Annotated in this window: 18 protein-coding genes; 14 read left to right on the top strand and 4 right to left on the bottom strand. The window is 35.5% G+C overall.

Annotated features, from left to right (window positions below; genetic code table 11):
- Nucleotides 1-43: 43 nt before the first annotated feature.
- From HZR84_11185 to HZR84_11170, 4 genes are read right to left on the bottom strand one after another with little or no spacing between them, the layout of a single operon-like run.
- Complete coding sequence (locus HZR84_11185) at nucleotides 44-1324, bottom strand: UDP-N-acetylmuramoyl-tripeptide--D-alanyl-D-alanine ligase (GenBank protein QNL22480.1); 1281 nt, start codon at nucleotides 1322-1324, stop codon at nucleotides 44-46.
- A complete protein-coding gene (locus tag HZR84_11180) occupies nucleotides 1317-2264 on the bottom strand; it encodes a K+ channel, inward rectifier (GenBank protein ID QNL22479.1) in 948 nt (315 codons plus the stop codon). The genes HZR84_11185 and HZR84_11180 overlap by 8 nt, the downstream gene beginning before the upstream one ends.
- Nucleotides 2254-3051: a DUF547 domain-containing protein gene (locus tag HZR84_11175; GenBank protein QNL22478.1), complete on the bottom strand. Its 798-nt coding sequence runs from the start codon at nucleotides 3049-3051 to the stop codon at nucleotides 2254-2256. The genes HZR84_11180 and HZR84_11175 overlap by 11 nt, the downstream gene beginning before the upstream one ends.
- On the bottom strand, nucleotides 3003-3776 hold the full coding sequence (locus tag HZR84_11170) for a sulfite exporter TauE/SafE family protein (protein ID QNL22477.1): 774 nt from the start codon (nucleotides 3774-3776) through the stop codon (nucleotides 3003-3005). The genes HZR84_11175 and HZR84_11170 overlap by 49 nt, the downstream gene beginning before the upstream one ends.
- A gap of 459 nt (nucleotides 3777-4235) precedes the next feature.
- Here HZR84_11170 and HZR84_11165 point away from each other — a divergent pair, with 459 nt between their 5' ends.
- From HZR84_11165 to HZR84_11100, 14 genes are all read left to right on the top strand, one after another.
- The gene (locus HZR84_11165) at nucleotides 4236-4481 is read left to right on the top strand and encodes a type B 50S ribosomal protein L31 (GenBank protein QNL23245.1); all 246 of its coding nucleotides are present in this window, start codon (nucleotides 4236-4238) and stop codon (nucleotides 4479-4481) included.
- A gap of 69 nt (nucleotides 4482-4550) precedes the next feature.
- Nucleotides 4551-5747, top strand: coding sequence for a GlmU family protein (locus tag HZR84_11160; GenBank protein QNL22476.1), 1197 nt, complete (start codon nucleotides 4551-4553; stop codon nucleotides 5745-5747).
- Nucleotides 5744-6859 carry a DNA polymerase III subunit delta gene (locus HZR84_11155; GenBank protein QNL22475.1) on the top strand — a complete coding sequence of 372 codons (1116 nt, stop codon included), beginning with the start codon at nucleotides 5744-5746 and terminating at the stop codon, nucleotides 6857-6859. The genes HZR84_11160 and HZR84_11155 overlap by 4 nt, the downstream gene beginning before the upstream one ends.
- A gap of 20 nt (nucleotides 6860-6879) precedes the next feature.
- Nucleotides 6880-7632 (top strand): peptidylprolyl isomerase, encoded by a 753-nt coding sequence (locus tag HZR84_11150; GenBank protein QNL22474.1) that lies wholly within the window; start codon nucleotides 6880-6882, stop codon nucleotides 7630-7632.
- Nucleotides 7633-7634: 2 nt separating this feature from the next.
- On the top strand, nucleotides 7635-8546 hold the full coding sequence (locus tag HZR84_11145) for an SDR family oxidoreductase (GenBank protein QNL22473.1): 912 nt from the start codon (nucleotides 7635-7637) through the stop codon (nucleotides 8544-8546).
- Between the two features lie 60 nt (nucleotides 8547-8606).
- The gene (locus HZR84_11140; GenBank protein QNL22472.1) at nucleotides 8607-10136 is read left to right on the top strand and encodes an alanine:cation symporter family protein; all 1530 of its coding nucleotides are present in this window, start codon (nucleotides 8607-8609) and stop codon (nucleotides 10134-10136) included.
- 3 nt (nucleotides 10137-10139) lie between these two features.
- Nucleotides 10140-11063, top strand: a complete 924-nt coding sequence (locus HZR84_11135) for a helix-hairpin-helix domain-containing protein (protein QNL22471.1) — start codon at nucleotides 10140-10142, stop codon at nucleotides 11061-11063.
- An 80-nt stretch (nucleotides 11064-11143) separates the two neighbouring features.
- Nucleotides 11144-14323, top strand: a complete 3180-nt coding sequence (locus HZR84_11130) for a HEAT repeat domain-containing protein (GenBank protein ID QNL22470.1) — start codon at nucleotides 11144-11146, stop codon at nucleotides 14321-14323.
- A 53-nt stretch (nucleotides 14324-14376) separates the two neighbouring features.
- Nucleotides 14377-16395 (top strand): SpoIIE family protein phosphatase, encoded by a 2019-nt coding sequence (locus HZR84_11125; GenBank protein QNL22469.1) that lies wholly within the window; start codon nucleotides 14377-14379, stop codon nucleotides 16393-16395.
- Nucleotides 16396-16519: 124 nt separating this feature from the next.
- The gene (locus HZR84_11120) at nucleotides 16520-17275 is read left to right on the top strand and encodes a hypothetical protein (GenBank protein QNL22468.1); all 756 of its coding nucleotides are present in this window, start codon (nucleotides 16520-16522) and stop codon (nucleotides 17273-17275) included.
- A 445-nt stretch (nucleotides 17276-17720) separates the two neighbouring features.
- On the top strand, nucleotides 17721-17924 hold the full coding sequence (locus HZR84_11115) for a hypothetical protein (protein QNL22467.1): 204 nt from the start codon (nucleotides 17721-17723) through the stop codon (nucleotides 17922-17924).
- 6 nt (nucleotides 17925-17930) lie between these two features.
- Nucleotides 17931-21062, top strand: a complete 3132-nt coding sequence (locus tag HZR84_11110; protein ID QNL22466.1) for a hypothetical protein — start codon at nucleotides 17931-17933, stop codon at nucleotides 21060-21062.
- Nucleotides 21052-22161 carry an outer membrane beta-barrel protein gene (locus HZR84_11105; protein QNL22465.1) on the top strand — a complete coding sequence of 370 codons (1110 nt, stop codon included), beginning with the start codon at nucleotides 21052-21054 and terminating at the stop codon, nucleotides 22159-22161. The genes HZR84_11110 and HZR84_11105 overlap by 11 nt, the downstream gene beginning before the upstream one ends.
- A 16-nt stretch (nucleotides 22162-22177) precedes the next feature.
- A complete protein-coding gene (locus tag HZR84_11100; GenBank protein ID QNL22464.1) occupies nucleotides 22178-23446 on the top strand; it encodes a hypothetical protein in 1269 nt (422 codons plus the stop codon).
- Nucleotides 23447-23483: the final 37 nt, after the last annotated feature.

The following is a 23483-nucleotide window of genomic DNA, read 5'->3' as shown; positions in this document are numbered from 1 at the left end:
CCTTAGGCCGACAAAAATATAATTTTCCTCCATTCCTTTTCTTTTATTCAATTAGTTTTTCCAATTGATACTTTCTTGACCCTTTAATGAGAACAACTCCATTTTCAAAATCCAATGATTTGAATGCTTCACTGCAGTCTTCAGTAGATTCAAAATGCTTTATTGTGTCGAGGTTTTGAAATGCTTTGAATTCTTTTCCTACCAACCAGATATGGTCTAATGGAAGCGTGTTCAAATAATCTATAATCTTTTTGTGCTCTTTTTCAGTATATATTCCCAATTCAAGCATTCCACCGAGAATCACCATTTTTTTTGCAAAGGATGATTCTTCGATCGTTTTAATGGCAAGATGCATACTAGTGGGGTTAGCATTATATGCATCAAGCATTACTTTGAATTTTTTAAAATCAATTAATTGAGATCTGTTTAACTGAGGTTTATAAGATTCAACTGCAGCGCGGATGGAATTAAAATCGACTTCAAAATAATGACCAATCGCCGAAGCTGCCAGAATGTTTATTTCATTAAACTTTCCAACCAAATTTGAATTTATAGCTTGTGATTCGAGTTTAATTGCAGCAAATAAATCCTTTTCTATTCTCCCGGCTTTAAAATCTGCTTTTTTATCAAAACCATAGCTATATACATCTGCACCGCTTGAGTGTTGTATCATTTGCTCATCGTCGGCATTTATAAAAACTTTCCCCTTATTAGATTTGAGATAGTCAATCAATTCTGCGTTGGATTTGATAACATTTTCCAGATTACCATAGCCTTCAAGGTGATCCATCCCATTATTGGTGACAAGTCCATAATTGGGTTTAGCGATTGTACATAAAAATGAATGTTCTCCGATATGATTGGCCCCCATTTCCAAAACCAGAAAATTGCAATTATCAGGGACCATTAAAATAGTTAAGGGAAGTCCGATATGATTGTTAAAATTACCCGGAGTACTAAATACATTATACTTCTTTGATAAGACAGCGCTAATTAATTCTTTACTAGTGGTTTTACCATTCGAACCGGCAATCGCCAGAACAGGAAAAGTCCATTTTGACCGTATAAAACTTGCTAATTTTTGAAGACTTTCTAGAGAATTTTTAACATGCAAAAAATGCTCACCCCTGATATCCGGATCGTCAACCACTGCTAATCTAGCCCCTTTTACAATTGCATCCTTTGCAAACTTATTTCCATTGAAATGCTCGCCTTTAAGAGCAAAATAGATCATCCCGGGTTTTATACTTCTGGAATCCGTGCTAACTCCATTAGAATTTTTAAATTTTTCATAAAGGAAATCTAGTTGCTTTTGCTCATCCATTTAAATCTGCTTCAATTGTATCATTAATTTTACCGAGCTCAACAACCAAATCTCCTTGTACATTAGCTGAAAACGCTTTTTCATATTTCCTTCCCCAAATCACCTCCCCAGCCAGGTAAGAATATCTCGAATGAACTTGTTGTGCGAAAGTATCATCAAAACCCTTAATCAAAATTAAAATTTCGGCATTCTGGGCAAGTAATTGTTTTCGGTTCAAACCAAAGAGAGGACTACTTTCTGAAATCGGATGAACAACAGTCCATGTTAAAGGAAAAAAGTGAATATGATCTCTTTCCAGTTCGAGAGTATAATAATTTCTAACCCACTCACCTTTTTCATTTTTATAATTTCTGGTAAACATTACACTAGCTTCCATGTCAATCAGTGTATTGCTTCTTAGATTTGCAATTCTAAATTCCAAAGCATTAATATCATTATATGGTGCAATAATAGCATTGTCTGAAAAAATAATTTTTGCCGATGGCTTTGAAAATCTACCGTATAGCAGACCCGTAGCAAGTGCTACTAAGAGCAATCCGGACAATGCCTCCAAAGAAGCTACCATTCCCGCCATAAATCCGGTTGGACTCAAAACTCCATATCCTACGGTGGTTAAGGTTTGTACTGAAAAGAAAAATGAATTGGCAAAGTCATCAATCAGACTCCCGCGGGTTAAACCGGATATTTTTTCAACCCCAATTAACATATAGATCAAAGCGAAAAAGACGTTGACCAGTATGTATATTAATAAATTGAGCAATAGAAATCTGCTCCATGACATGCTAATCAGACGGTGATAATAATTCCTTGTTTTTCCTTTTGGAGGAACTCGTTTTACATTAAAACTACCGTCTTTATTAATGACCCTTTTGGTTTTTGAACTGAATTTTTGTCCAAAACCGGGATCATTGCTAAAGTTAAAAATTCCCTTAATGTCCATTTGAATCATTTAAAGACCAATCGTATTCATTATAGGAAATTTCAGCATTTTCATTAATTTCCACATCCGAATACTTATTAAGAAACTCAATTAAGGTTCCATTTTTTGTAAAATCACTGCCAAACCAGGAAAAGATTTTTGAAATTTTTAAATTTTGATTGTCAATCAAATTTTTAGTTTCATCACTTATAAAAAGTCTTGATTGCATATTTAATTGTCTGTTCAGATTCTCTGCTGTATAAGCTTCATTTCGCAAATTTGGACAAGAAACCGATGCGCAATTGATCGCAAAATGGATTCTGGGTTCATTAAACTGTTTTCGAAGTATTCCATGTTCTATATCGTTCAAAGAGTATGAAAAATCAGAAATAAGAATAAATGGTTTATCCCAAATTGTATTCACAAATGGTATTGAAATTGATGAATTCAAATCTTTAATTGAAGACAGCGGATAATTATCAATTATCAGTTGTAAAGTAAAAGCATTGTAGGCATTGATCCAGTAGGACAGCTTTTCTTCACTGTTCCAGATAATTCTATCCGGATGGTTTTCCTTGAGTGTATTAATGTATGCATTAAACTTTTTTGGATTATTTATTAGTCTCTGATAATCTACCTTACCATTTTGCATAACAATATCCTGCAAAACCTCTGTCCATAAATTATGAGAAATAGGACGAGTCTTTGATTCTCTCTCAGGTACAGCACAAGCCGTAATAAATGTGAGGATGAAAAATGCTAAAACAGTCCAGAAATAATTCCTATCGAAATGAAAATGAGCATCCATGCTACATATTTATGAATAATTTCTAAAGTTACTTTTTTCAATAGCTTTTTTCCCAGAAGAGCTCCCAATAGTGCAGGGATCAAAGCTGCCATAATCATCAATAAATTTTCAGTCGAATCTAATAAAACTAATTTCTCGGAGTATATGCTGATTCTTGTAACATCGACCAGACATGCAATGGCAACTCCGGTTGCAATAAATTGTTCTTTACCAAGATTGCTTTTAATCAAAAACATGGATCGAAGTGCTCCCTGATGTCCACTCAGACCTCCAAAAAAACCACTCAGCAATCCACCTAACCATAGAAATTTTGTACTGATATTTTTTAAGGCAAAACCGGTATTAAATTCCAAAATCGCAAAACTAATCATCACTGTTCCTATTAATAAATTAAGGGGTTTTAAACTTAACTCGGAATCGAAAATATTGAGATTGTAAAAAGGTTTAACATCGCTCAATTCAAGCAATAAGAATGCCCCAAAAAATGCTCCAATAATGCAAAATGGGCCAAAATACAATAAGACTTTTAAACTGATATATCGATATAGCAATGAGAGTTTAAACAAATTATTGATGAAATGAACGATCGCTGTCATTGCAATTGCCAGATCCAAAGGGAAGAAGAAAATAAATACAGGTGTCAGTAAAGTTCCAAGCCCAAAACCACTAAAAAAAGTAAGTAAAGAGGTTAAAAAACCAACAACCGCAAGAATTATGTATTCCATTTTATAAATACATTGAAAAAAATCATTCCCAATTTGGGAATTAATTTCCCAAATCAAGACATTTAGATTCTAAAAACATCGTTAAAAGGCCATATAAGCACTATTTAAATTTGGCAACATATTGGCGCTGTATAAGTAAAGAAATAAAATTTAAAAAAGCTGTTAAGAATTTTTGTTTGTTGTTGCCTAGTAAAGGCCGGTATTGTTATACCGGTCTTTCTTATTTGTTAAGAAATCGTGAAAATTGTATTATTTTAAGGTTGTTATTTTTAGAAGTATTATTAACTTTGAGTAAAAGAAAGCTAGCAATAGCTTTATTTTTCATGCAGTTTTCATACACTTTTGTTTGTTATTGAAAAGAGCCTTCATTTTATGAGGGCTTTTTTGATGTTTTTCCCTAAAGTCTTGTATTTAGATTGAAGCTTTATTATTTTTGCAACCCTTTTGAACAGAAAGACAATGAAAAAAGAAATTCATCCGGAATACCACAATGTAGTATTTCACGATACAGCAAGCGATTTTAAATTTCTTACAAAATCTACTATGGGCTCAGAGGAGTCTATTAAGTGGGAAGATGGAAATGAATACCCTTTAATAAAGGTGGAAATTTCTTCAGCTTCACATCCTTTCTTTACAGGTAAGAAAATATTTGTTGATACTGCTGGTAGAGTTGAGAAGTTTAATAAGAAATATAAAAAGAGTTAATTCTGTTTTTATTTGTCATAAAGAAGAAAGTCTCTGAAATCATTCAGAGACTTTTTTATTTTTGATGCCATGACAATAGTTCTATTCGATCATGAAGATATAAGAGCAGACCTCTTACCTCTTACCTATACCCGCCCAATTGCCGATATTCGATGTGGAATACTTACAATTCGAGAAAAGTGGCAAAAATCCATAGCCGGAAATATTCATGTCATATGTGCAGCCCCTCTCGATCGCTTTTTAAACAAACCACTGCCTAAAGGGCCAAAATTGTATATCAATGCATCTGTTTTACCCGGAAAAGAGCTGATTGAAAAAATTAATGAGCTTAACGATTCACAGGGACTTCAATGCGATGATATTTTGATCGCTTATAAAAGCACTGAAAACCTGGATTCTGAAAATCTGTCAACTAAGAATATGTTTGAAGAATCAGAATATTTTGGTCAAGCAGAATTAATATGTAATTCCTGGGATATATTTAAATTCAATGCTAGTCAAATTAAGTCAGACTTTTCACTCATTACCGAAGGAAGGAAATCTCAACCTTTAAAAGACCCTCACAGCATTATCTATAATGAAGAAAATGTATTTATAGAAGAGGGTGCCACAATTAAAGCAGCAATAATAAATGCTGAAAACGGGCCCATCTATATTGGTAAAAATGCGACTGTAGAAGAAGGCGCCATTATACGGGGATCATTTGCACTATGCGAAGGGTCATTCGTAAATACCGGAGCTAAAATCAGGGGCGATTCTACAATCGGGCCATATTCAAAAGCAGGAGGTGAAATAAGTAATTCAGTAATATTCGGCTATTCGAATAAAGGCCATGATGGTTTCCTTGGAAATTCGGTGATAGGCGAATGGTGCAATATAGGTGCAGACACTAATACATCTAATCTTAAAAACAATTATGACGAAGTTAAACTTTGGAATTATTCAAAAGAAAGATTTATAAAAACAGGTGAACAATTTTGTGGATTGATAATGGCAGATCATTCGAAATGTGGTATTAATACAATGTTCAATACCGGCACAAGTGTAGGAGTTGGCGCCAATATCTTTGGCTCAGGATTTCCTGCTAATTTCATTCCTTCATTTTTTTGGGGTGGCCCTCAGGGAAAAGCAACATTTACAATTAACAAAATGCTGGAAACCGCCAGAATAGTAATGTCAAGACGTAATAAAACTCTGGATAAAACAAATGAAGATATTCTCGAAATGATTTTCAGAAGTACTAAGAAATACAGAAACTGGGAATGAGGTTTTCAGAGATATACGCCTATTCAGACATCAAGGAAAAGTTGTGCAAAAGTGTATTAAGCGGACATGTGGCACATGCTCTTATGTTTTCGGCTAATGAAGGTGGTGCAGGATTGCAAATGGCCTTAGCTTATGCAACATATTTAAATTGTGAGAATAAACATGAAACTGACTCTTGCGGTAAATGTCCTTCATGTCATAAAATTGATAAATTAATTCATCCTGATTTAAGTTTCTTTTTTCCATTAACAAGTACTAAAAGTCAACAGAAACCATTAGGAGAATTATTCTTAAAAGAATGGAGGGAATTCGTGCAGAAACATCCTTATGGCACCTGGGTCGATTGGGGAAATTTCATTGGGGCTGAAAACAAACAGCTAATTATTTCAAAAGACGAAAGTAAAAGGATATTAGCCGTATCAAGCATGAAAGCTTTTGAAGGAGAATACAAAATCAATTTGATCTGGCTTCCAGAATACCTAAACGTTTATTCTGCCAATGCCTTATTAAAAATATTGGAAGAGCCGCCCACAAAAACCGTTTTTATTCTGATTACTGAAAATGTTGAAAAATTACTTCCGACAATCGTTTCACGTACACAAGTGCTTAGATTAGCGCCATACAATGTAGAAACATTAAGCGATATCCTTCGGGAAAAATACGGGATTGAGCAAGATAAAGCTGAGACGGCTGCACAAATATCACAAGGTAATTTAAATGAAGCACTCAATATTTGTTCTGAGGTTGAAAACAATCAACATCTTCTTATAAGGGAATGGTTTTTGGATTGCTATAAAAATGATGCACTGGCTTTGGTTAACAAGGCCGATGAGTTTCAAAAATGGGGAAGAGAAGCGCAAAAGGCATTTTTGAGATTGGCATTATCGATACTTAGAGAAACTATGGTAGCCACCAGCGGCCATGAAAAACTCATTAATGTGCCTGAAAATCAAAAAGTATTTATAAATAAACTATCAAAAAATGGTTGGGAAAAAATTGCGCGAATAGCGGAAGAACTAAACAAATCATACTACCATTTGGAAAGAAATCTTTATCCGAAAATTGTATTTTTGGACTCTTCCATGTTAATTTCAGCAATTTTTAGAAGTTAGAAATGTAAAAAACCAAGAAATTGAAAATTAAAATCATTCTTTTATCCTTCACACTTGCGATAATTATTGGGGCTTTCATTTTCCCTGGTTCCAGCGCAAAAACCAAAAATAATAGCGATCATATAATTACGATAAGTACTAAATATGGAGATATGAAATTCATCCTTTATGAAGCAACACCTCTTCATAAAGAGAACTTCATTAAATTGGTTAAAAAAGGATACTTCGACAGCACCACATTTCATCGGGTCATCAATCAATTTATGATTCAGGGTGGTGATCCGAACAGTAAAGATTCTAATCCAAACAACGATGGGCTAGGTGGCCCCGGATACACCATTCCGTCAGAATTCAATTCCAAACTATTCCATAAAAAAGGAGCCCTTGCAGCTGCTCGGCAACCCGATGCCATAAATCCAAAAAAGGAATCGAGTGGATCTCAGTTTTACATAGTTCAGGGTAGGCCTGTTTCCAATGATGAATTAAAACGCCTTTCTTCTTTTATGAAACAGGATTATTCGGTTGATCAAATCAAGATATACAATGAGCTGGGTGGAACTCCTCATCTGGATGGTGAATACACCGTCTTTGGAGAAATTATTTCCGGTATGAATGTCATCGACTCGATTTCAAATGTCAGAGTCAATTCAGCAAAACGACCATATGATAATATTTATATGAAAATTAAGGAGGAAGAGATGAAAAAGAAGAAAATCACGAAGCTTTATAATTATGTTTATCCTCCAGTAGATCAAGCAACAACAAAAAAATAATCTTGAGAAAAAAAATTCTGATTACAGGATCCAACGGACTCCTGGGGCAAAAATTGGTAAGTCTGATTTTAAAAGAAAATGAGTACGATCTAATTGCAACAGCCCGTGGTGAAAATAGAATTAAAGAAATATATCCCGAAATGAAATTTTCGGAAATGGACATTACAAAAAGAGATGAAGTACTGAATGTAATTAGTTCAGAAAAACCCGATTATGTGATACATACTGCAGCAATGACTCAGGTCGACGACTGTGAAACAAATAAAGAGCAATGTGATCTCTTAAATGTAAAATCTGTAGAGTACCTGACTGAAGCTTGTGAACTGTCCGACTGCCATCTGGTTCATCTCTCAACAGATTTTATTTTTGATGGTAAAAACGGACCATACAAAGAAAATGATATTGCAAATCCCATAAGTTATTACGGAGAGTCGAAACTGAGATCTGAAAACGTAGTAAAAAAATCAAAAACGAAATGGGCTATTGTCCGAACCGTATTGGTTTTTGGCATTGTTCACAAAATGTCCAGATCAAATATTATTCTCTGGGTTAAAAAAAGTCTCGAAGAAGGAAAATCGATAAATGTGGTGAATGACCAATGGAGAACGCCAACTTTAGCTGAAGATTTAGCTAAAGGCTGTTATCTAATTTGCAAAAATAATTCTGAAGGCGTTTTCAATATTTCCGGACCTGATCTTTTGACACCTTACGATATGGCAATTTTAACTGCTGATTATTTTAAGCTGAACAAAAACCTAATTAAAGAGGTGGATGGAAGTATTTTTAAGCAGGCAGCCAAAAGACCTCCAAAGACAGGATTCGTTTTGGATAAAGCCATGAAAGAGCTGAATTACAAGCCACATTCATTTTCCGAGGGTATTGAGATTATTGCCCGACAAACTGAGAATAGCTAATCACATAACGAAAGGTAAAAGTCATTTTATATTTTTAGAGTTTTACGTAAATATTATTGAATGAAAAATTTGAAGGGATACGTATTGTTGGGAATATTTATTATAGGTTCCGGTACTGCTGCTTTTGCAGATTCCGGTTTTGAAGAAAAAATCAATAATGTTATACGAAAATCGATCGGACCTTATCTTGAAATAATATCTGATGCTATATTTTTCCCGGTACCACTTGGGGGCGGGCATGAAATGCCATTTGTGATTATCTGGCTTTTGGTAGGCGCAATGATATTCACAATATACATGCGATTTATCAATTTTAGAGGCTTTAAACATGCAATTGATGTAGCGAGGGGACGTTTCGATGATCCCAGTGATCCTGGTGAGGTTACTCATTTTCAGGCTTTAACAGCCGCTTTATCAGGAACTGTTGGCTTGGGAAATATTGCAGGAGTTGCCATTGCAGTTTCTGTGGGAGGTCCGGGTGCCACTTTTTGGATGATATTAGCCGGTCTTTTAGGAATGACTTCAAAATTTGTCGAATGCACGCTTGGTGTTAAATATAGAATTGTCAAAAAAGACGGTGTAGTTTCAGGTGGTCCTATGTATTATTTAAGCCGGGGATTAGCCAATAAAGGTTGGCCGGTTTTTGGTAAAATCGCCGCGGCTTTATTCGCATTTTTTTGCATCGGTGGATCCTTTGGAGGTGGAAATATGGCACAGATTAATCAAGCCACAAAGCAATTTGTCAACATTTCCGGGGGAACAGAAAGCTTTCTATACGGACGTGAATGGTTATTTGGTTTATTAATGGCAATTATTGTTGGCATGATCATCATCGGAGGAATTAAAAGTATTGCCAAAGTAACCGACAAAATCGTTCCATTTATGGTTGGCATTTATATCGCAGCCGCCATAATCGTCTTAGTTTTTAAGTATACTGATATCCCTTGGGCCATTGCATCCATTTTCAAAGGTGCCTTTTCTGCTGATGCTGCATTTGGAGGATTTCTCGGTGTTTTAATTCAGGGTTTTAGAAGAGCGGCTTTTTCAAATGAAGCCGGAGTGGGATCAGCTTCAATTGCCCATAGTGCCGCTATGACTGACGAACCTGTAAGTGAAGGAATTGTATCATTATTAGAGCCATTTATTGACACCGTCGTGGTTTGTACAATGACAGCATTGGTAATAATAATAACAGGAAATATAGATCCGGGAGCCAGTCAAGGCGTTGAGTTGACCTCAAAAGCATTTGGGTCTGTAATCTCATGGTTTCCATACATTTTGTCCATCGCAGTTATTTTGTTTGCCTTATCAACCATGATTTCCTGGTCTTATTATGGTTTGAAAAGCTGGACCTATTTATTTGGCGATAACAAGTATACCGATGTAAGCTATAAAGTTATCTTCTGCACCTTCGTTGTTTTGGGTTCAGCCATGAACATGCAGAAGGTCTTTGATTTTAGCGATGCTATGATCTTTGCCATGGCCTTCCCAAATGTTATGGGGCTTTATATACTGGCGCCTGAAGTAAAAAAAGATCTTGCCGATTACATCAGAAGAATCAAAAGTGGAGAAATCAAAAAATATTTTTAAGATGTGAAAAAGCTGCGAAAATATTTGATAGAAGTCTTTGGGTTCAGTCAATCCGAAAGTAAGGGTTTTATCATATTCTTTTTGCTGGTTTTAGTCTTTTTTATTCTATCCAATTTTTTACCTGATCTGGTATTTCAGCCTGAGATTTCGCACAACACCAATTCGATAAAAATTCAGGATTATATAAAAGAAGTCCCTCGTCAATTAAGTCAAACTCAAAGAAATAGTCTTAATGAAAAGACCGTTTCCGATCCAAATACCATGAGTTTTATGGATTGGAGAAATATAGGATTAGACCAAATACTGGCTGACAGAATTATCTCTTTTCGTTTGAATGGGGGAAGATTTATCATTAAAGAAGACCTGAAAAAAATATACGGTTTAAACGATTCAATTTATAATGAAATTGATTCATATTTAGCCATAGCCCACATCGAGCCATCCAAAAAAAGATACAGCGCTTTTAATAATAATTTCAATAAAAACAGATTCAAAAAAAAATCTGAAATCCCAAACATTCATGAACAATTGCCAGATTTAAATAAATGCGATTCTTCCGATCTATTATTCATAAAAGGGATTGGACCTAAACGGGCCTCTAGAATAATCAAATACAGAAATAGGCTGGGTGGATTTAAAAATATTACACAACTAAAGGAAGTTTACGGAATCGATAGTATCGTTTTCAATAATCTCATTTCAAATACAACTTTGAATGAAGATTCAGCGATTTATAAAATCAATTTAAACACTGTTTCTTTTGAAGAACTGCTCAAACACCCTTATATGGATTACAACACCTGTAAGGTAATTATTAATTATAGAAAACAGCATGGAAAATTTGAGCGTCTCGAAGAATTAAAGCAAATAAAAATTATAGATTCTGATTTTATAACAAGAATGGGGCCTTATCTCCAATTTTTATAGACTTTAATATTAGCGTTAATTCAATTTTTGACTATAAATCTTATTATATTCAAATCTTAATTGAAAAATAATGTGAGCTTATGGCCTTCAATTTAGGTACTACTCTTGAAATTGAAGAAAGAGAAACTAACAAAGTAATCCTTTTTACTTTACAGTCATTTTTCATTGGAGTATTCATTTCTACATTTGAAATTGGCTCAACTTCACTTTTTCTTGAATATTTCAATCAATCTGATCTTCCGAAAGCTTTCATTATTTCGGGATTAGCAGGAGTGGTTTTTACAACCATTTTCACAAGTCTCCAAAGGTCTATAAAATTTAAAAATCTAAGTCTTATTAATCTTTTTGTTATAAGTGTGCTAACCATTCTGTTGCGCTATAGCTTTAATTTCACGGATGACCCCATGCTAATTTACCTTGTATTCATTTTCATGGGTCCGCTAAAGGTTATTGCATTTTTAGGATTTTGGGGAATGGCATCCCGGGTATTTTCGCTTAGGCAGGGAAAAAGACTATTTGGATTAATCGATTCAGGACAGGTCTTTGGTGCAATACTCATTGGGTTTTCTACTGTATTGATCATGCAGTTTTTGCCGGACACCAAAGACCTCCTTGTCATTTCTTCAGGTAGTATTTTGGTGACATTAATTTTGCAATTTTTAGTCAACAAAAGGTACGGCGGGGAAATTGTAGAATCCTTGGACCTTGATGATCAAATTGATGATAATGAACAAAGCTATAAATTCCTTAAAAGCTCATACATCCAGTTCATGGTGTTTTTTGTGGTTTTATCTACTATTACCGTCTTCTTTATTTACAATTCATTCTTAACGGTGACTAAAGATCAGTTTCCCGAATCAAGAGACCTTACAAATTTCCTCGGATTTTTTATATCCATGGTAATGATATTTAGCTTTCTATTCAAAACGTTTCTATACAGTAGGCTAATACAGATGTATGGCCTTAAAGTAGTACTGATCATTCTTCCGATACTGCTTTTTATTATAACCATCTCGGCTTCAATTGTCGGTACAGTTTTTGGATTTACGCAAGCCACGTCGGTTAATTTCACCTTGTTTTTTATTCTAATTGCCTTAAGCCAATTATTTTCATTGTCTCTTAAAAACTCTTTAGAAGTCCCGGCCTTTAAAATATTATATCAGCCACTTCCAAAGAAAATCCGATACGATGTTCAGGCCAGAATTGACGGAATTGTCAATGAGTCTTCTGCAGTACTTGCCGGTTTAATATTATTGGGACTAAGCCTTTTGGAATTTATTGAACTCATTCATTTTTCCTATTCTCTCATTTTAATAATTTCGATCTGGATTTATATTACCGTAAAGCTTTATAATTATTACAAAAGCACCTTACAGGACTCTCTCTCTCGTGGCTCCAAATCATCTGGCTCGGTAAAAGGAGAGGCCAGGATACGATCTTTAATAAAGGGCGAATTACAAACTGAGTCATCAGATAAAATTATACGTTCTCTTCAGCTCACGGCGAATTATGAACCGAATCTTTTTGAAATTTTTATATCAGATTTAATCCAAAGCGAAAAAAATGAATTGCAAAGCTATGCCTTGCAAAAAGTTGCAGACTATAATTTGCTATCTCTGAGATCAGGGATAAAAGAATTAATTAAATCCACAAATAATAGCACGCTGAAGAAGCAGGCTGAAGATGTACTCATTAGTCTTGAAGAAACAGACAAAAGGGTAAGTCAGGCAGAAATGTTATATGGCCTTGTTAACTCCAGAGAATATGAAGACAGGGTATTTGCAGCAAAGATACTGGGAGAAATAAAATTCGATGATCATTTAAATTTAATGACCGAACTTATAAAAGATCATCATCCAAAAGTTAAAAAAGCGGCGATTGCAGCAATTGCCAAACTCAATTTACCCGAGCTCTGGCCCAAGCTTGTAGAAAATCTCAATAATAACGATTGCGTTCAGGCTGCAACCTCTGCCATTATTTCTATTGGCGACAGAATATTGCCTACACTCGAACAATCCTTTTACAAATCAGGCTATTCGGCCGAAACGATGTTACAAATTATTAGGATTTATGGCATAATCGGTGGAAAAAATGCTGAAGAATACCTTTTAAAGAAAATAAATTATCCCGATGGAAGAATTGTAAAGCAATCATTATTAGCTTTAAAATCATGCAACTATAAAGCAGCGACAGATAAAAGGGGAAACATCCACCAAACAATCGAAACCACCATTTCAAACATTTTGTGGAATCTTGTTGCGCTCGAGAATTTAAAAGGTGACGAAATAACAGAGAATCTGGTAGAAGCGCTTGAACAGGAAGTTAAAGAAAATTACGAATTTTTATTTCTATTACTTTCACTTGCCTACGATCCTCAGTCTATTAAATATGTACAGGAGAATATTGAAACCGGAACAACCGAAGGGATTGGTTATGCAATAGAACTTTTAGACATTTTTATCGCGGAAGAAATTAAACCAAAATTATTCCCAATTCTCGAGGATAATTCTCTCGCAGATAAAATCAGACAATTAGAACCTTATTTTCCTGTTGCAGAATATTCAAAAGAAGGCCTGATCAGACAAATTATTAACCGAAATTACAACTATACTAATCGTTGGACTAAAGCATGTGCATTGTTGGCCGTATTAAAACTAGAAGAGCCAAAAGTGAGCGATGATTTAATTGCTATACTCTTTAATCAGGACGTTCTTTTAAGGCAAAGTGCGGCATGGGTTATTTATAATATTAGTGAAGAAGTTTACCATGAGTGTACCAATAGGATTCCGGAAAAGGAAAAAAGAATACTTGATGAAGCTATTGCCTTAAAAATTCAATACGGGTATCCTTTGCTTTATGACCTAACCCTTGCTCTTTCAAAGTCGAATGGATTTGCCAAGGTGAATAAATCGGTGATATGCAAAATGGCTGATCAATTAAAAATGTCCAAATCACTTAAAAATATTACCGTACTGGATAGTCAGGATTCTGAGCATTTTAATCTTTATTACTTATGGGAAGGAAGCTTATCAGAAAAACATAACGAAAAAGTCGAAGTTTACGTAGAAAAAGGACAGGTTTTCGGCCCTGTTATTTGGAACGTCGGTACACAGGAAACCGTAAAATTAATTGCAGAAAGTGACTGTATTTATTTTGTATTAAAGGAAGACTTCCTTTTTGACCTTATGAATCAACATAATTCTCTCGCCCACGCAATTTATACTTTGGCTAAAGAAGGACATGCAATACAATTCTCCTGATTTTATAATGATACCTTTAAATAATTGGCATTTAATACCTACACATTAGGTTTATGAAGAAAACCACAATTCAAAGACAAATAATCTTAAATGTGATCCTCCCCGTAGCAGGCGCATTGTCTTTAATTGCTGTAATAAATTATGTGAATACAAATCGCTTGCTAACAAAAGCCAGTGAGAATAAAAGTGAACTGATTTCAACAGAGATAAAGAATATTCTTGAATTTCAGGATTTTACGACCAATATAATTGAAGACAACCTCAATCAGGAAATTACCATTACAAGCAAATACCTGGTAGAAGAAGTTCTTAAAAGCACTGATAATATTGAATCGCTTTCACTTGATTCAATCCGCAAAAGTTTAGAATTAAATCCGGAATTATGGGACTTTTATGTAATCAATCGTGAAGGGATAATAGTAAATACAACATTTGACCCTGATAAAGGATTAAACTATTTTGATTTTGGGCCTAAATTTAAAGAATACCTCCTTGAACGTTTTAAGCAAAATAAACTCCATACAGAACGCCTAACTTTTGAAAAAAACAGCAATAGAAAAAGAAAATACTCTTATCAACCTACACTTGATGGAAAATTCATTGTTGAAATAGGCGTTTATTCTGATGATGCCACTACCCTGCTGGAAAATTTCCGAGAACAATTAAGTCGAATTGCGGAAGAACAGGAGAGCATTGTTGCAGTCGATCTTTTCATAGGTAAGGAAAATCCCATTTCCTTTACTTCAGAGGCTAAGATTTCGGATGATCATATTCATGCTTATGTCAACGCAATAGAAACAAAATCCAAGACAAAAGTAATTGATAGCGAAAGCAACATAGTCACAGAATTTATATACCTGGGTCGTGAAAATACCGATTTGTATAAAGATGCCGCGATCAGGATTATTTCTGACAGAAGTGCACAAATTGCTGAATTGAGAAAAGAATTGTTCATCCTGTTATTAATATTCGGAATTACCATGGCAATTCTTCTATCAATTATTGTTAACCGTTCGCAGAAAATAACAGACCCACTAAAAAAATTAGTGGTGAACGTAAATCGAATAACTGAAGGAAACTTGAATGAAAGAGCACAGGTAGTAGGAAATAATGAAATTACAACGCTCTCAGAGAAATTCAACCTCATGCTTGAGCGCCTTGAAGAATCATACAATGACCTGGAAAGAAAAGTAATTGAAAGAACCAAAGAAATTTCTCAGCAAAAAGAAGAGATTGAAGCGCAAAGAGATACACTCGTTCAAAATAATCATCATTTGGAACAGGCGTATCACGAAATCGAAGAACAGAAAAAAAGAATTACAGATAGCATAAGATATGCACAACGAATTCAAAGAGTGATTTTGCCTCCGAAAGAATACGTGAATAATATATTACCGGAAGCATTTATTATTTATTTACCAAAAGACATTGTAAGTGGAGATTTTTATTGGGTGACGGACAATGAGGATTTTATAAATTTTGCGGCGGTTGATTGCACAGGACATGGTGTGCCAGGTGCCTTTATGTCATTGGTAGGAAATAACAATTTAAATTCAGCAATTCGAAATGTAGAAGAAATTAAGCCCTCTTTGATTTTAGAATCGCTCAATAAAGGAGTGACTAATGTATTACGTCAAAGAGAAGAAGATTCTGAAATTAAGGATGGAATGGACATTGCATTGTGTTCCATAGATAAAAATAGGAATAAATTGCAATTCGCCGGTGCTTATCGACCATTGTATTTTGTAAGAAAAGGTGCTCTTACTGAAATTAAGGGTGATAAAAATCCCATAGGTGGTGGAGAATTGGCACAAGCCAAAACCTTTACAAATCACGAGTTTGAATTAGAAAAAGGAGATTGTGTTTATATTTTCTCCGATGGTTTCACTGATCAGTTTGGAGGCCCCGATGGCAAAAAATTTATGCCAAAGCAATTAAAAAAGATACTATCATCCGTTTCGAAGGAACCAATAGATATTCAGGAAAAAACCATAAGAAAAGCATTTAATGACTGGAAAGGAGATGAGGAACAACTCGATGATGTATTGATCATTGGACTGAGAATTTCCTGATCGAAAATCACCTATTATTAGTATCCTTCAATGTCATTATCAATTATTTATAAAAAATTCTCAGAATCTTTTAATTTTAAGACTGGAATTGAATTAATTATAGCTAATTACCACTATTTCGCTTATGAGAGAAAGCTACCCACAGGTATTTATCAATTATGCACTTTCTGATAATGAATCTGTAAATAATCAGCCTGGCTGGGTCGAGTCCTTTTCTTATGTCCTTAAATTGATGACTGCACAAATTCTTAGGGATAATATTCAAATATCACTTCGCCAGGATTTTAAAGAAGAGGAAATAGATGACAAACTTTTAAAAGAAGTAAAAGCATTTATTAATATTTTCAGTGGCTCATTTAATGATGACAAACGCGCACAGAAAATCTGGGAGTCTTATGCTTCAGAAAAAGGTTCCGACACTCATAATTTTACTGTACTTAAATCATCTCCGATTGAGGAAATGACAAGTTCAAATTACTATGAGTTTTATTCCAATGGCGATCAGGCCAATGGCCAGTCCTGGAATCCGGACCTTGAAACCGAACACTCCAAAGACTATTGGTTAAAAGTTGTAGATCTTTCCTATGATATTGCAAAAACACTTAAGAAAGAAAAAGTAGAAAAGGCGAAAAGTGTTTTTCTTGCTGAAACGACTCCAGATCAAAAATTTGTAAGAGACGCTATCAAAAGAGATCTTCAAAGACACGGTTACAATATTTTACCGGAAGCACCTCTCCCACTGAAAAAGGACTTAATGAAAAAACAGGTATTGTCGGATTTAGAGAAATCTGAAATGTCCATTCATATATTAGGCGATAAATACGGAGATAAAAAAGTGCTAAAGGATATGTCTGTTGTTGACGATCTCCAGCGCGCATGATACCTTTCTTGCTCTGCGCGTGTTTTCATGCAAGCTCCAGGCGAAACGTTTCGGTCACTCTTATTTGTTAACGATCCAATGAAGAGTTTGTATCAATCAAACAAGTTTATCTCTTCTCGTTTTGAACCGCGTTCAAAACTTTATCGTCAAGTCTGAAGATATTTCAACCTGGAAAGTAAGAGTCAGGTGAATCAGGAAAACAGAAGTCAACGTCCAAAGAAGGTCGTTATCAGAGGTAGAGGTGGCAAAAAGATCATGCGATAAAGACGATGTCACCTCGTGGTAAGAAAGAACAAAGGTAAGTCTGTTGTTCGTAAATCCTTTCTGAACTTTCGAACTGAAGAAAAGCTGATGTTCCATCCACAAACAAAACCAGATCCGTTTAATCCACCTCCTGTTTCATTGTAAACCCGCTCTTTCCTTCTTCTTTCTACAAAGATTCAGAATGAAGGAAAAACAAAGTCTCAAAAGGAGTACCTGTCAAAGCTCCGGTTATGGGAGAGGTCGAGCCTTCCAGTTTAAATGCTTGTACCTGGCTTCAGATAAAAATCTTGATTTGAAATCTCAAGTTGAGGAATCAGATTTTACCATTATAGAAAATACAGATAAATTCTCTCCATCCAAGATGTCTCCTCTTGTATCAAAATAATCCCTTATGTATCAATCCACTACATACAGCGACAAATCAACATTAAGCGAAGGCCTATATTTTAATCCGTTTCCCGGCTTAAGGCCTTTTGGAATTGAAGAAAGCCATCTGTTTTTTGGCAGAGAAGGGCAAAGTGATGAAGTCTTAAAAAAACTTGCTGAGAATAAGTTTACTGCTGTGATCGGAGCTTCCGGATCGGGAAAGTCTTCATTAATGTATTGCGGATTGATTCCAATTCTTTATGGAGGTTTTATTACCGATGCGGGAAGCAGTTGGAAGGTAATTTCTACAAGACCGGGAAGAGGACCGATTGATAATCTTGCAGAATCCTTAATTCACGATGATAGTACTGAATTAAGTTCAAAGGAGCATTTTACTAAAAAATCAATTGCAGCAGCCGTTCTAAGATCGAGTTCTTTGGGTTTGGTAGAAGCCGTCAAACAGCTCTTTAGATTTCAGGAAGAAAATATTTTAATACTGGTTGATCAGTTTGAAGAATTATTCAGATACAAAAGAAGTAAGAATGACAGTAGTTCGATAAATGAATCAGCAGCATTTGTAAAACTGCTTTTAGAAGCCATAGCTCAATCAGAAGTTCCAATCTATGTAGTTCTGACCATGCGGTCTGATTTTATTGGTGATTGTGCTCAATATCCAGAGTTGACTAAAAGAATCAATGACAGTCATTATCTGATTCCTCAAATGACCAGAGAGGATTTCAGAGAGGCCATTCTAGGACCGGTTGCAGTAGGTGGTGGTGAAATTTCTCCGCGTTTAACTCAGCAATTGCTCAACGATGTAGGAGACAACCAGGATCAACTACCAATTCTACAACACGCTTTAATGCGGACCTGGGATTACTGGTCAAAAAATAAAGATAAGGGCGAGGTAATGGATATCCGGCATTATGATGCCATTGGCCGGATGGAGAAAGCATTATCTGAACACGCCAATGAGGCATTCGATGAACTAACCGAAAGAGAAAAAGAGATTTGCGAAAGCATATTTAAAACACTGACGGAAAAAGGTAGTGATGGTAGAGGAATCCGTCATCCATCAAGTGTAAAGCTCATTGCTGAAATTGCTCAATGTGAGCCTGAAGAGGCCATGCGAGTGATCGAACGATTTAGAATTCCGGGAAGATCTTTCTTGAATCCTTCCATTGATGTAGAAATTAATCCCAACACAATTATTGATATTTCTCATGAAAGTTTAATGAGAGTTTGGGATCGATTGATTCTATGGGTGGATGAAGAAGTGGATGCTGTGCAGCTTTACTTGCGATTATCTGAAGCTGCAGCTCTATATCAAAAAGGACAAGGTTCATTATGGAGGCCGCCTGATCTCCAACTTGCGCTCAACTGGAAAGAAAAGAAAAAACCAACCCTTACCTGGGCTCAACGATATGACCCTGCATTTGAGCGGGCCATGGTTTTCCTTGAGACTTGCAAAGAAACTTACGAGTTAGAGGAAGAAAATAAGATCAAACAGCAAAAAAGATCACTGCGTCGCGCAAGGATTTTTTCAATAGTCTTAGGTGCAGCTGCGGTAATAGCACTGGGTATTATGACCTTTGCTTTCCTTCAAAGAGCAGAAGCGGAAAGGCAAAAAGCTTTTGCTGAAACCGAAAGGCAAAGAGCTGAAGAACTAAGAGGGCAAGCCGAGCAAAATGCTGAGGAAGCACGCAAAGCCAGAGATGAGGCGCAGCAAAGTGCTGTGATTGCAGAAGAAGCTAAAGAAGAAGCATTAGAACAAGCTCAAATTGCAGAAGAAGAAAAAATAAAAGCGCAAAACGCATTGGCTTTGGCTGAAAGAAGAAGAATCCAAGCGGTTACTGCTTCGAATGAAGCAATTGCAGCGAGAGAGGAAGCTGTGTCAAATGCTGAAGAAGCTCAAAAACAAACTGTCATTGCAGAGGAAGCTTCAGATCGTGCCTTTTCACTTCGTATGCTGTCTATTGCGAGATCCATGGCAGTAAAATCGGTTCAACTCCAAAAGGACACCAATCAAAAAGCTTTGATAGCCTACCAGGCTCATTTGTTTAACAAGGAATATAACAATGGAGAACACAATCCTGATGTTTATGCTGGCTTATACAATGCTTTAAAGTTTTTGCGAGAACCTGATTATAATAGGCTCAAGGGACACTCCGATGGAATACGTTCAATCGTCTATAATAAGTCCGGAACAAGAATGTTTACTACCGGAAGCGATGGAAAAGTTTTAATGTGGGAAATGGACAAAGAGGAAAAATTAAACTCATTATTAATTGAGAATGTTTTCCTTAATAGAGCTCTGGCAATTAATACAAATAATGATTATCTCGCCTGCATTACTCAGTTTTCTACCATTCAGCTTTTCGATTTAAAACACCTTGCTGACCCGCCGGTAGAATTATCTCTTGGTGATGAAGTGGCCTGGTCCATGTCCTTTACTCCTGAAAATACCTTAATGGTCAGTTATGATAATGGTTCAATTCTTGAATGGGATTTGAAAACAGCTACCAGTAAACCATTTGTTCAAAACAATACAAGAATCATCAGTTTAGCAGTTTCTGAGGATGGAAAGTCGGTAGCCGGAGGCACTGAGCAAGGACAGGTATTTGTTTGGAATCGAACTGATACAACCATTGCCAGAAAAATATTTGAAGAAGCCGGGAATACAATCCATTCTTTGACTTTTAATCACGAAGGCACTTTACTAGCAGCAGGTGATCAGCAAGGCAATATTCGACTTTGGAATACCAGTGATTACAGTCTTGAAAATACTCTTGAAGGTCATTCAGCCAGGGTTCATGAACTCAAATTCTCAAACAATGACGAAATGTTGGCCTCTGCAAGTTTTGACAGAACCGTCCAAATGTGGTTTACGGATAAACTAAATGAGCAACCTACCGTATACAGCGACCATTCAGATTGGGTTTGGACCCTTGCCTTTAGTCCTGATAATAAAAATATTGTTGTGGGATGTGTGGATAATCTTATCCGATTATATCCGATCAACTCTGAGGAAATTGCAAATCAGTTATGCGAGAAACTGGACAGAAACATGACCGAATCCGAATGGGATCGATATGTTGCAACCGATATAGATAGAAGGAAAACTTGTGAAAATTTACCTCTCGACAATGAAAAGTAATAGATTTATACATATCGTCAGAGGTGCTATAGCAAGTTTGATTTTCTTTCTTGCATTGGCGATGATTGCTTTTGATACCCTTGCCCAAAAAAGTGAAGAAAAAGACTGCGGAGAAGTTCTTGATCAAGCCCGAAGATTTTATCAGTTGGGCCAAATTGAAAAGGTCCCAGGAGTTCTGGAAAGTTGTATGGATGGAGGATTTTCAAAAGAACAAAAATCCGAAGCTTATGAATTAATGGTTTTGACATATCAATACGATAACCAACCGGTTCAAGCGGAAGAAAAATATATTGAACTGCTTCGTCATGATCCGGAGTATACCATTAACGAGTTGAATACACCGAATGAATTATTAAGGTTGTATAAAACTTACCACGCCCCACCGGTGTATTCCATTGGTTTTTTAGGAGGTGTCAACATGGCATTTGGACAAAGAACACAAAGCTTTGGACTGAGTAATGCAGAAAGAGAACTTTCGGATTATTCCAATGATGGCTTGGGTTTTCAGGTGGGCCTAACGGTTAAAAGATATATTTCTAAAAAATTTGAGTTGAATCTTGATTTGATGTATAACAATGTTAGGTATCAGAGAACCCTAAATCAATTGGCCTTTGCAAATATCGTATTTAAGGAAGATCAAAAAATGTTCAAATTTCCTATGACACTAACTTATGGCTTTGAAATGGGAAAATTCAGCCCTTATATCAGATTAGGTGGAGGTATTTCATATATGTTCAGTTCGGAAGCCATAGTGGAGAGATTGTATTCTGAAACCAGCCAATTGCCGGATGTTACAGGCCCGCCTATTGATGTTTCCGGACAAAGAAATGATATCAATTTTTTCTCAACAGCCGGAATTGGATTAAGATTTAAAATTCCAAGAGGTGTGATTGTACTGGACGCTAGACATAACTGGTATTTTTTACAACAAAATCGACCTTCGAAGAGATATGAGAATAATATTTTGGTGTATGAGTACCATTATATTGACGATGATTTTAAGCTGGGTAACTATTCATTCTCATTGGGTTACACCTATTCATTTCACAAAATAAAATTGATTAAGAAAAGAAATGAAGTTACCAAAAAGGAAGAATAAGTATTAAGAGTATAACATGAAATACACGTTAAGGTATATTTTTATTGCATTGCTGTTTGCTGGATGCGCTGACAAGGTTGAAATTGAACAATCGCAGGCAGAGACTTTTAATAAGCTTTATGGAAATGCCGGTAACGATAGCGGATGTGAAATTAGAGAATTGCCTGATGGCAGCTTTCTAATTCTAGCAACCATCGAAACACTCAATCCTGATAGATTATCTGAAATCGCCCTTATAAAGACCGATAAATTTGGTAATGAAGTATGGAGAGATACTTATGGACGTGAGGGAGAGGATAAAGCAGGTGGTATGGATATAAGTCAAAATGGTAATATTTTAATTGGAGGAACTTCCTATAATGTGGGAACCACCGCAGAGGATTCAAATCATTCTGACATTATTGTTATAGAGCTAAACAGCGATTTGCAAGTGCTAAATGAAAGAACATTTAGTCAGTTTATGGATAATGAAGTATGTAATACCATCCTCTATGATGATTCAAATGTTGGTGGATACATTATTGGTGGATCGACAGACAAAGCTGATTCAACAGGATTAGCAACTCAATCAAGAAGTCCTACAGCAAATGATAAATTCAGTAAGGATTTTTTAACAATTAGGGTTTTTCAGGAAGGCGGAAATGAGGTAGTGGATGATTTTAATGCCGGATTTGAATCGGACGATGAAATCAAAAGTTGTGTTCTCTCCGGTGATGAATTTGATAACATTTTGTTTACAGGGTATTCAGTTGAAAATGGAATTGAAAAACCGATCATTCTTAATATTAGAAATAAGAACGACGGTATTCCCATTAATAATTTTAGGGAATTAGAACTCGGTTCAAATAGCACAGGCAATAAAATAATTAGAATTGATGATGGATTTTCAATTTTAGGTACTTCTCAATCTTCACAGGCATTTTTTATTCAGGAATTAGGCAATGATAAACTGTTAAGAGGAAGTCCATTTGAATATCGAAAAAATGGAAATTTTATTGCAAATGATTTCGTCTTTAATGATCTGACTAAAAATTATTTAATAGCTGGTACAACAAACGATAGTGATTTAAGTCAGGGAGGTGGTTTTGATCATTATATCGCTTCAATTAAAAATGATGGTAAGATCAACTGGGAAAAGACCTACGGTGGTACCGGAGATGAAGAGGCATTAGCCATTGCGCCCACCAAAGATGGTGGTTATATAATAACTGGATACACAGGATTTGAGGGTAATTCGCTTATTAATACTATTAAAGTAGATAATAAAGGAATTTTAAATCCTTAGAGCACATTTTACCGTATTAATCTTAACAAAGCACCAC

The sequence above is a fragment of the Hyphobacterium sp. CCMP332 genome (assembly GCA_014323545.1).
In the GTDB taxonomy this organism is placed as follows: Bacteria; Bacteroidota; Bacteroidia; order Cytophagales; family CCMP332; genus CCMP332.
The sequence above is the reverse complement of the archived record's forward strand: the minus strand, read 5'-3'. Positions and strand labels throughout refer to the sequence as shown.

Coding starts and splice junctions, on each gene's coding strand:
- HZR84_11155 (QNL22475.1), top strand. CDS start 5,744: ATGAGGTTTTCAGAGATATACGCCTATTCAGACATCAAGGAAAAGTTG.
- HZR84_11120 (QNL22468.1), top strand. CDS start 16,520: ATGAGAGAAAGCTACCCACAGGTATTTATCAATTATGCACTTTCTGAT.
- HZR84_11125 (QNL22469.1), top strand. CDS start 14,377: ATGAAGAAAACCACAATTCAAAGACAAATAATCTTAAATGTGATCCTC.
- HZR84_11170 (QNL22477.1), bottom strand. CDS start 3,776: ATGGAATACATAATTCTTGCGGTTGTTGGTTTTTTAACCTCTTTACTT.
- HZR84_11140 (QNL22472.1), top strand. CDS start 8,607: ATGAAAAATTTGAAGGGATACGTATTGTTGGGAATATTTATTATAGGT.
- HZR84_11165 (QNL23245.1), top strand. CDS start 4,236: ATGAAAAAAGAAATTCATCCGGAATACCACAATGTAGTATTTCACGAT.
- HZR84_11160 (QNL22476.1), top strand. CDS start 4,551: ATGACAATAGTTCTATTCGATCATGAAGATATAAGAGCAGACCTCTTA.
- HZR84_11130 (QNL22470.1), top strand. CDS start 11,144: ATGGCCTTCAATTTAGGTACTACTCTTGAAATTGAAGAAAGAGAAACT.
- HZR84_11180 (QNL22479.1), bottom strand. CDS start 2,264: ATGGACATTAAGGGAATTTTTAACTTTAGCAATGATCCCGGTTTTGGA.
- HZR84_11100 (QNL22464.1), top strand. CDS start 22,178: ATGAAATACACGTTAAGGTATATTTTTATTGCATTGCTGTTTGCTGGA.
- HZR84_11110 (QNL22466.1), top strand. CDS start 17,931: ATGTATCAATCCACTACATACAGCGACAAATCAACATTAAGCGAAGGC.
- HZR84_11115 (QNL22467.1), top strand. CDS start 17,721: ATGAAGGAAAAACAAAGTCTCAAAAGGAGTACCTGTCAAAGCTCCGGT.
- HZR84_11185 (QNL22480.1), bottom strand. CDS start 1,324: ATGGATGAGCAAAAGCAACTAGATTTCCTTTATGAAAAATTTAAAAAT.
- HZR84_11105 (QNL22465.1), top strand. CDS start 21,052: ATGAAAAGTAATAGATTTATACATATCGTCAGAGGTGCTATAGCAAGT.
- HZR84_11175 (QNL22478.1), bottom strand. CDS start 3,051: ATGGATGCTCATTTTCATTTCGATAGGAATTATTTCTGGACTGTTTTA.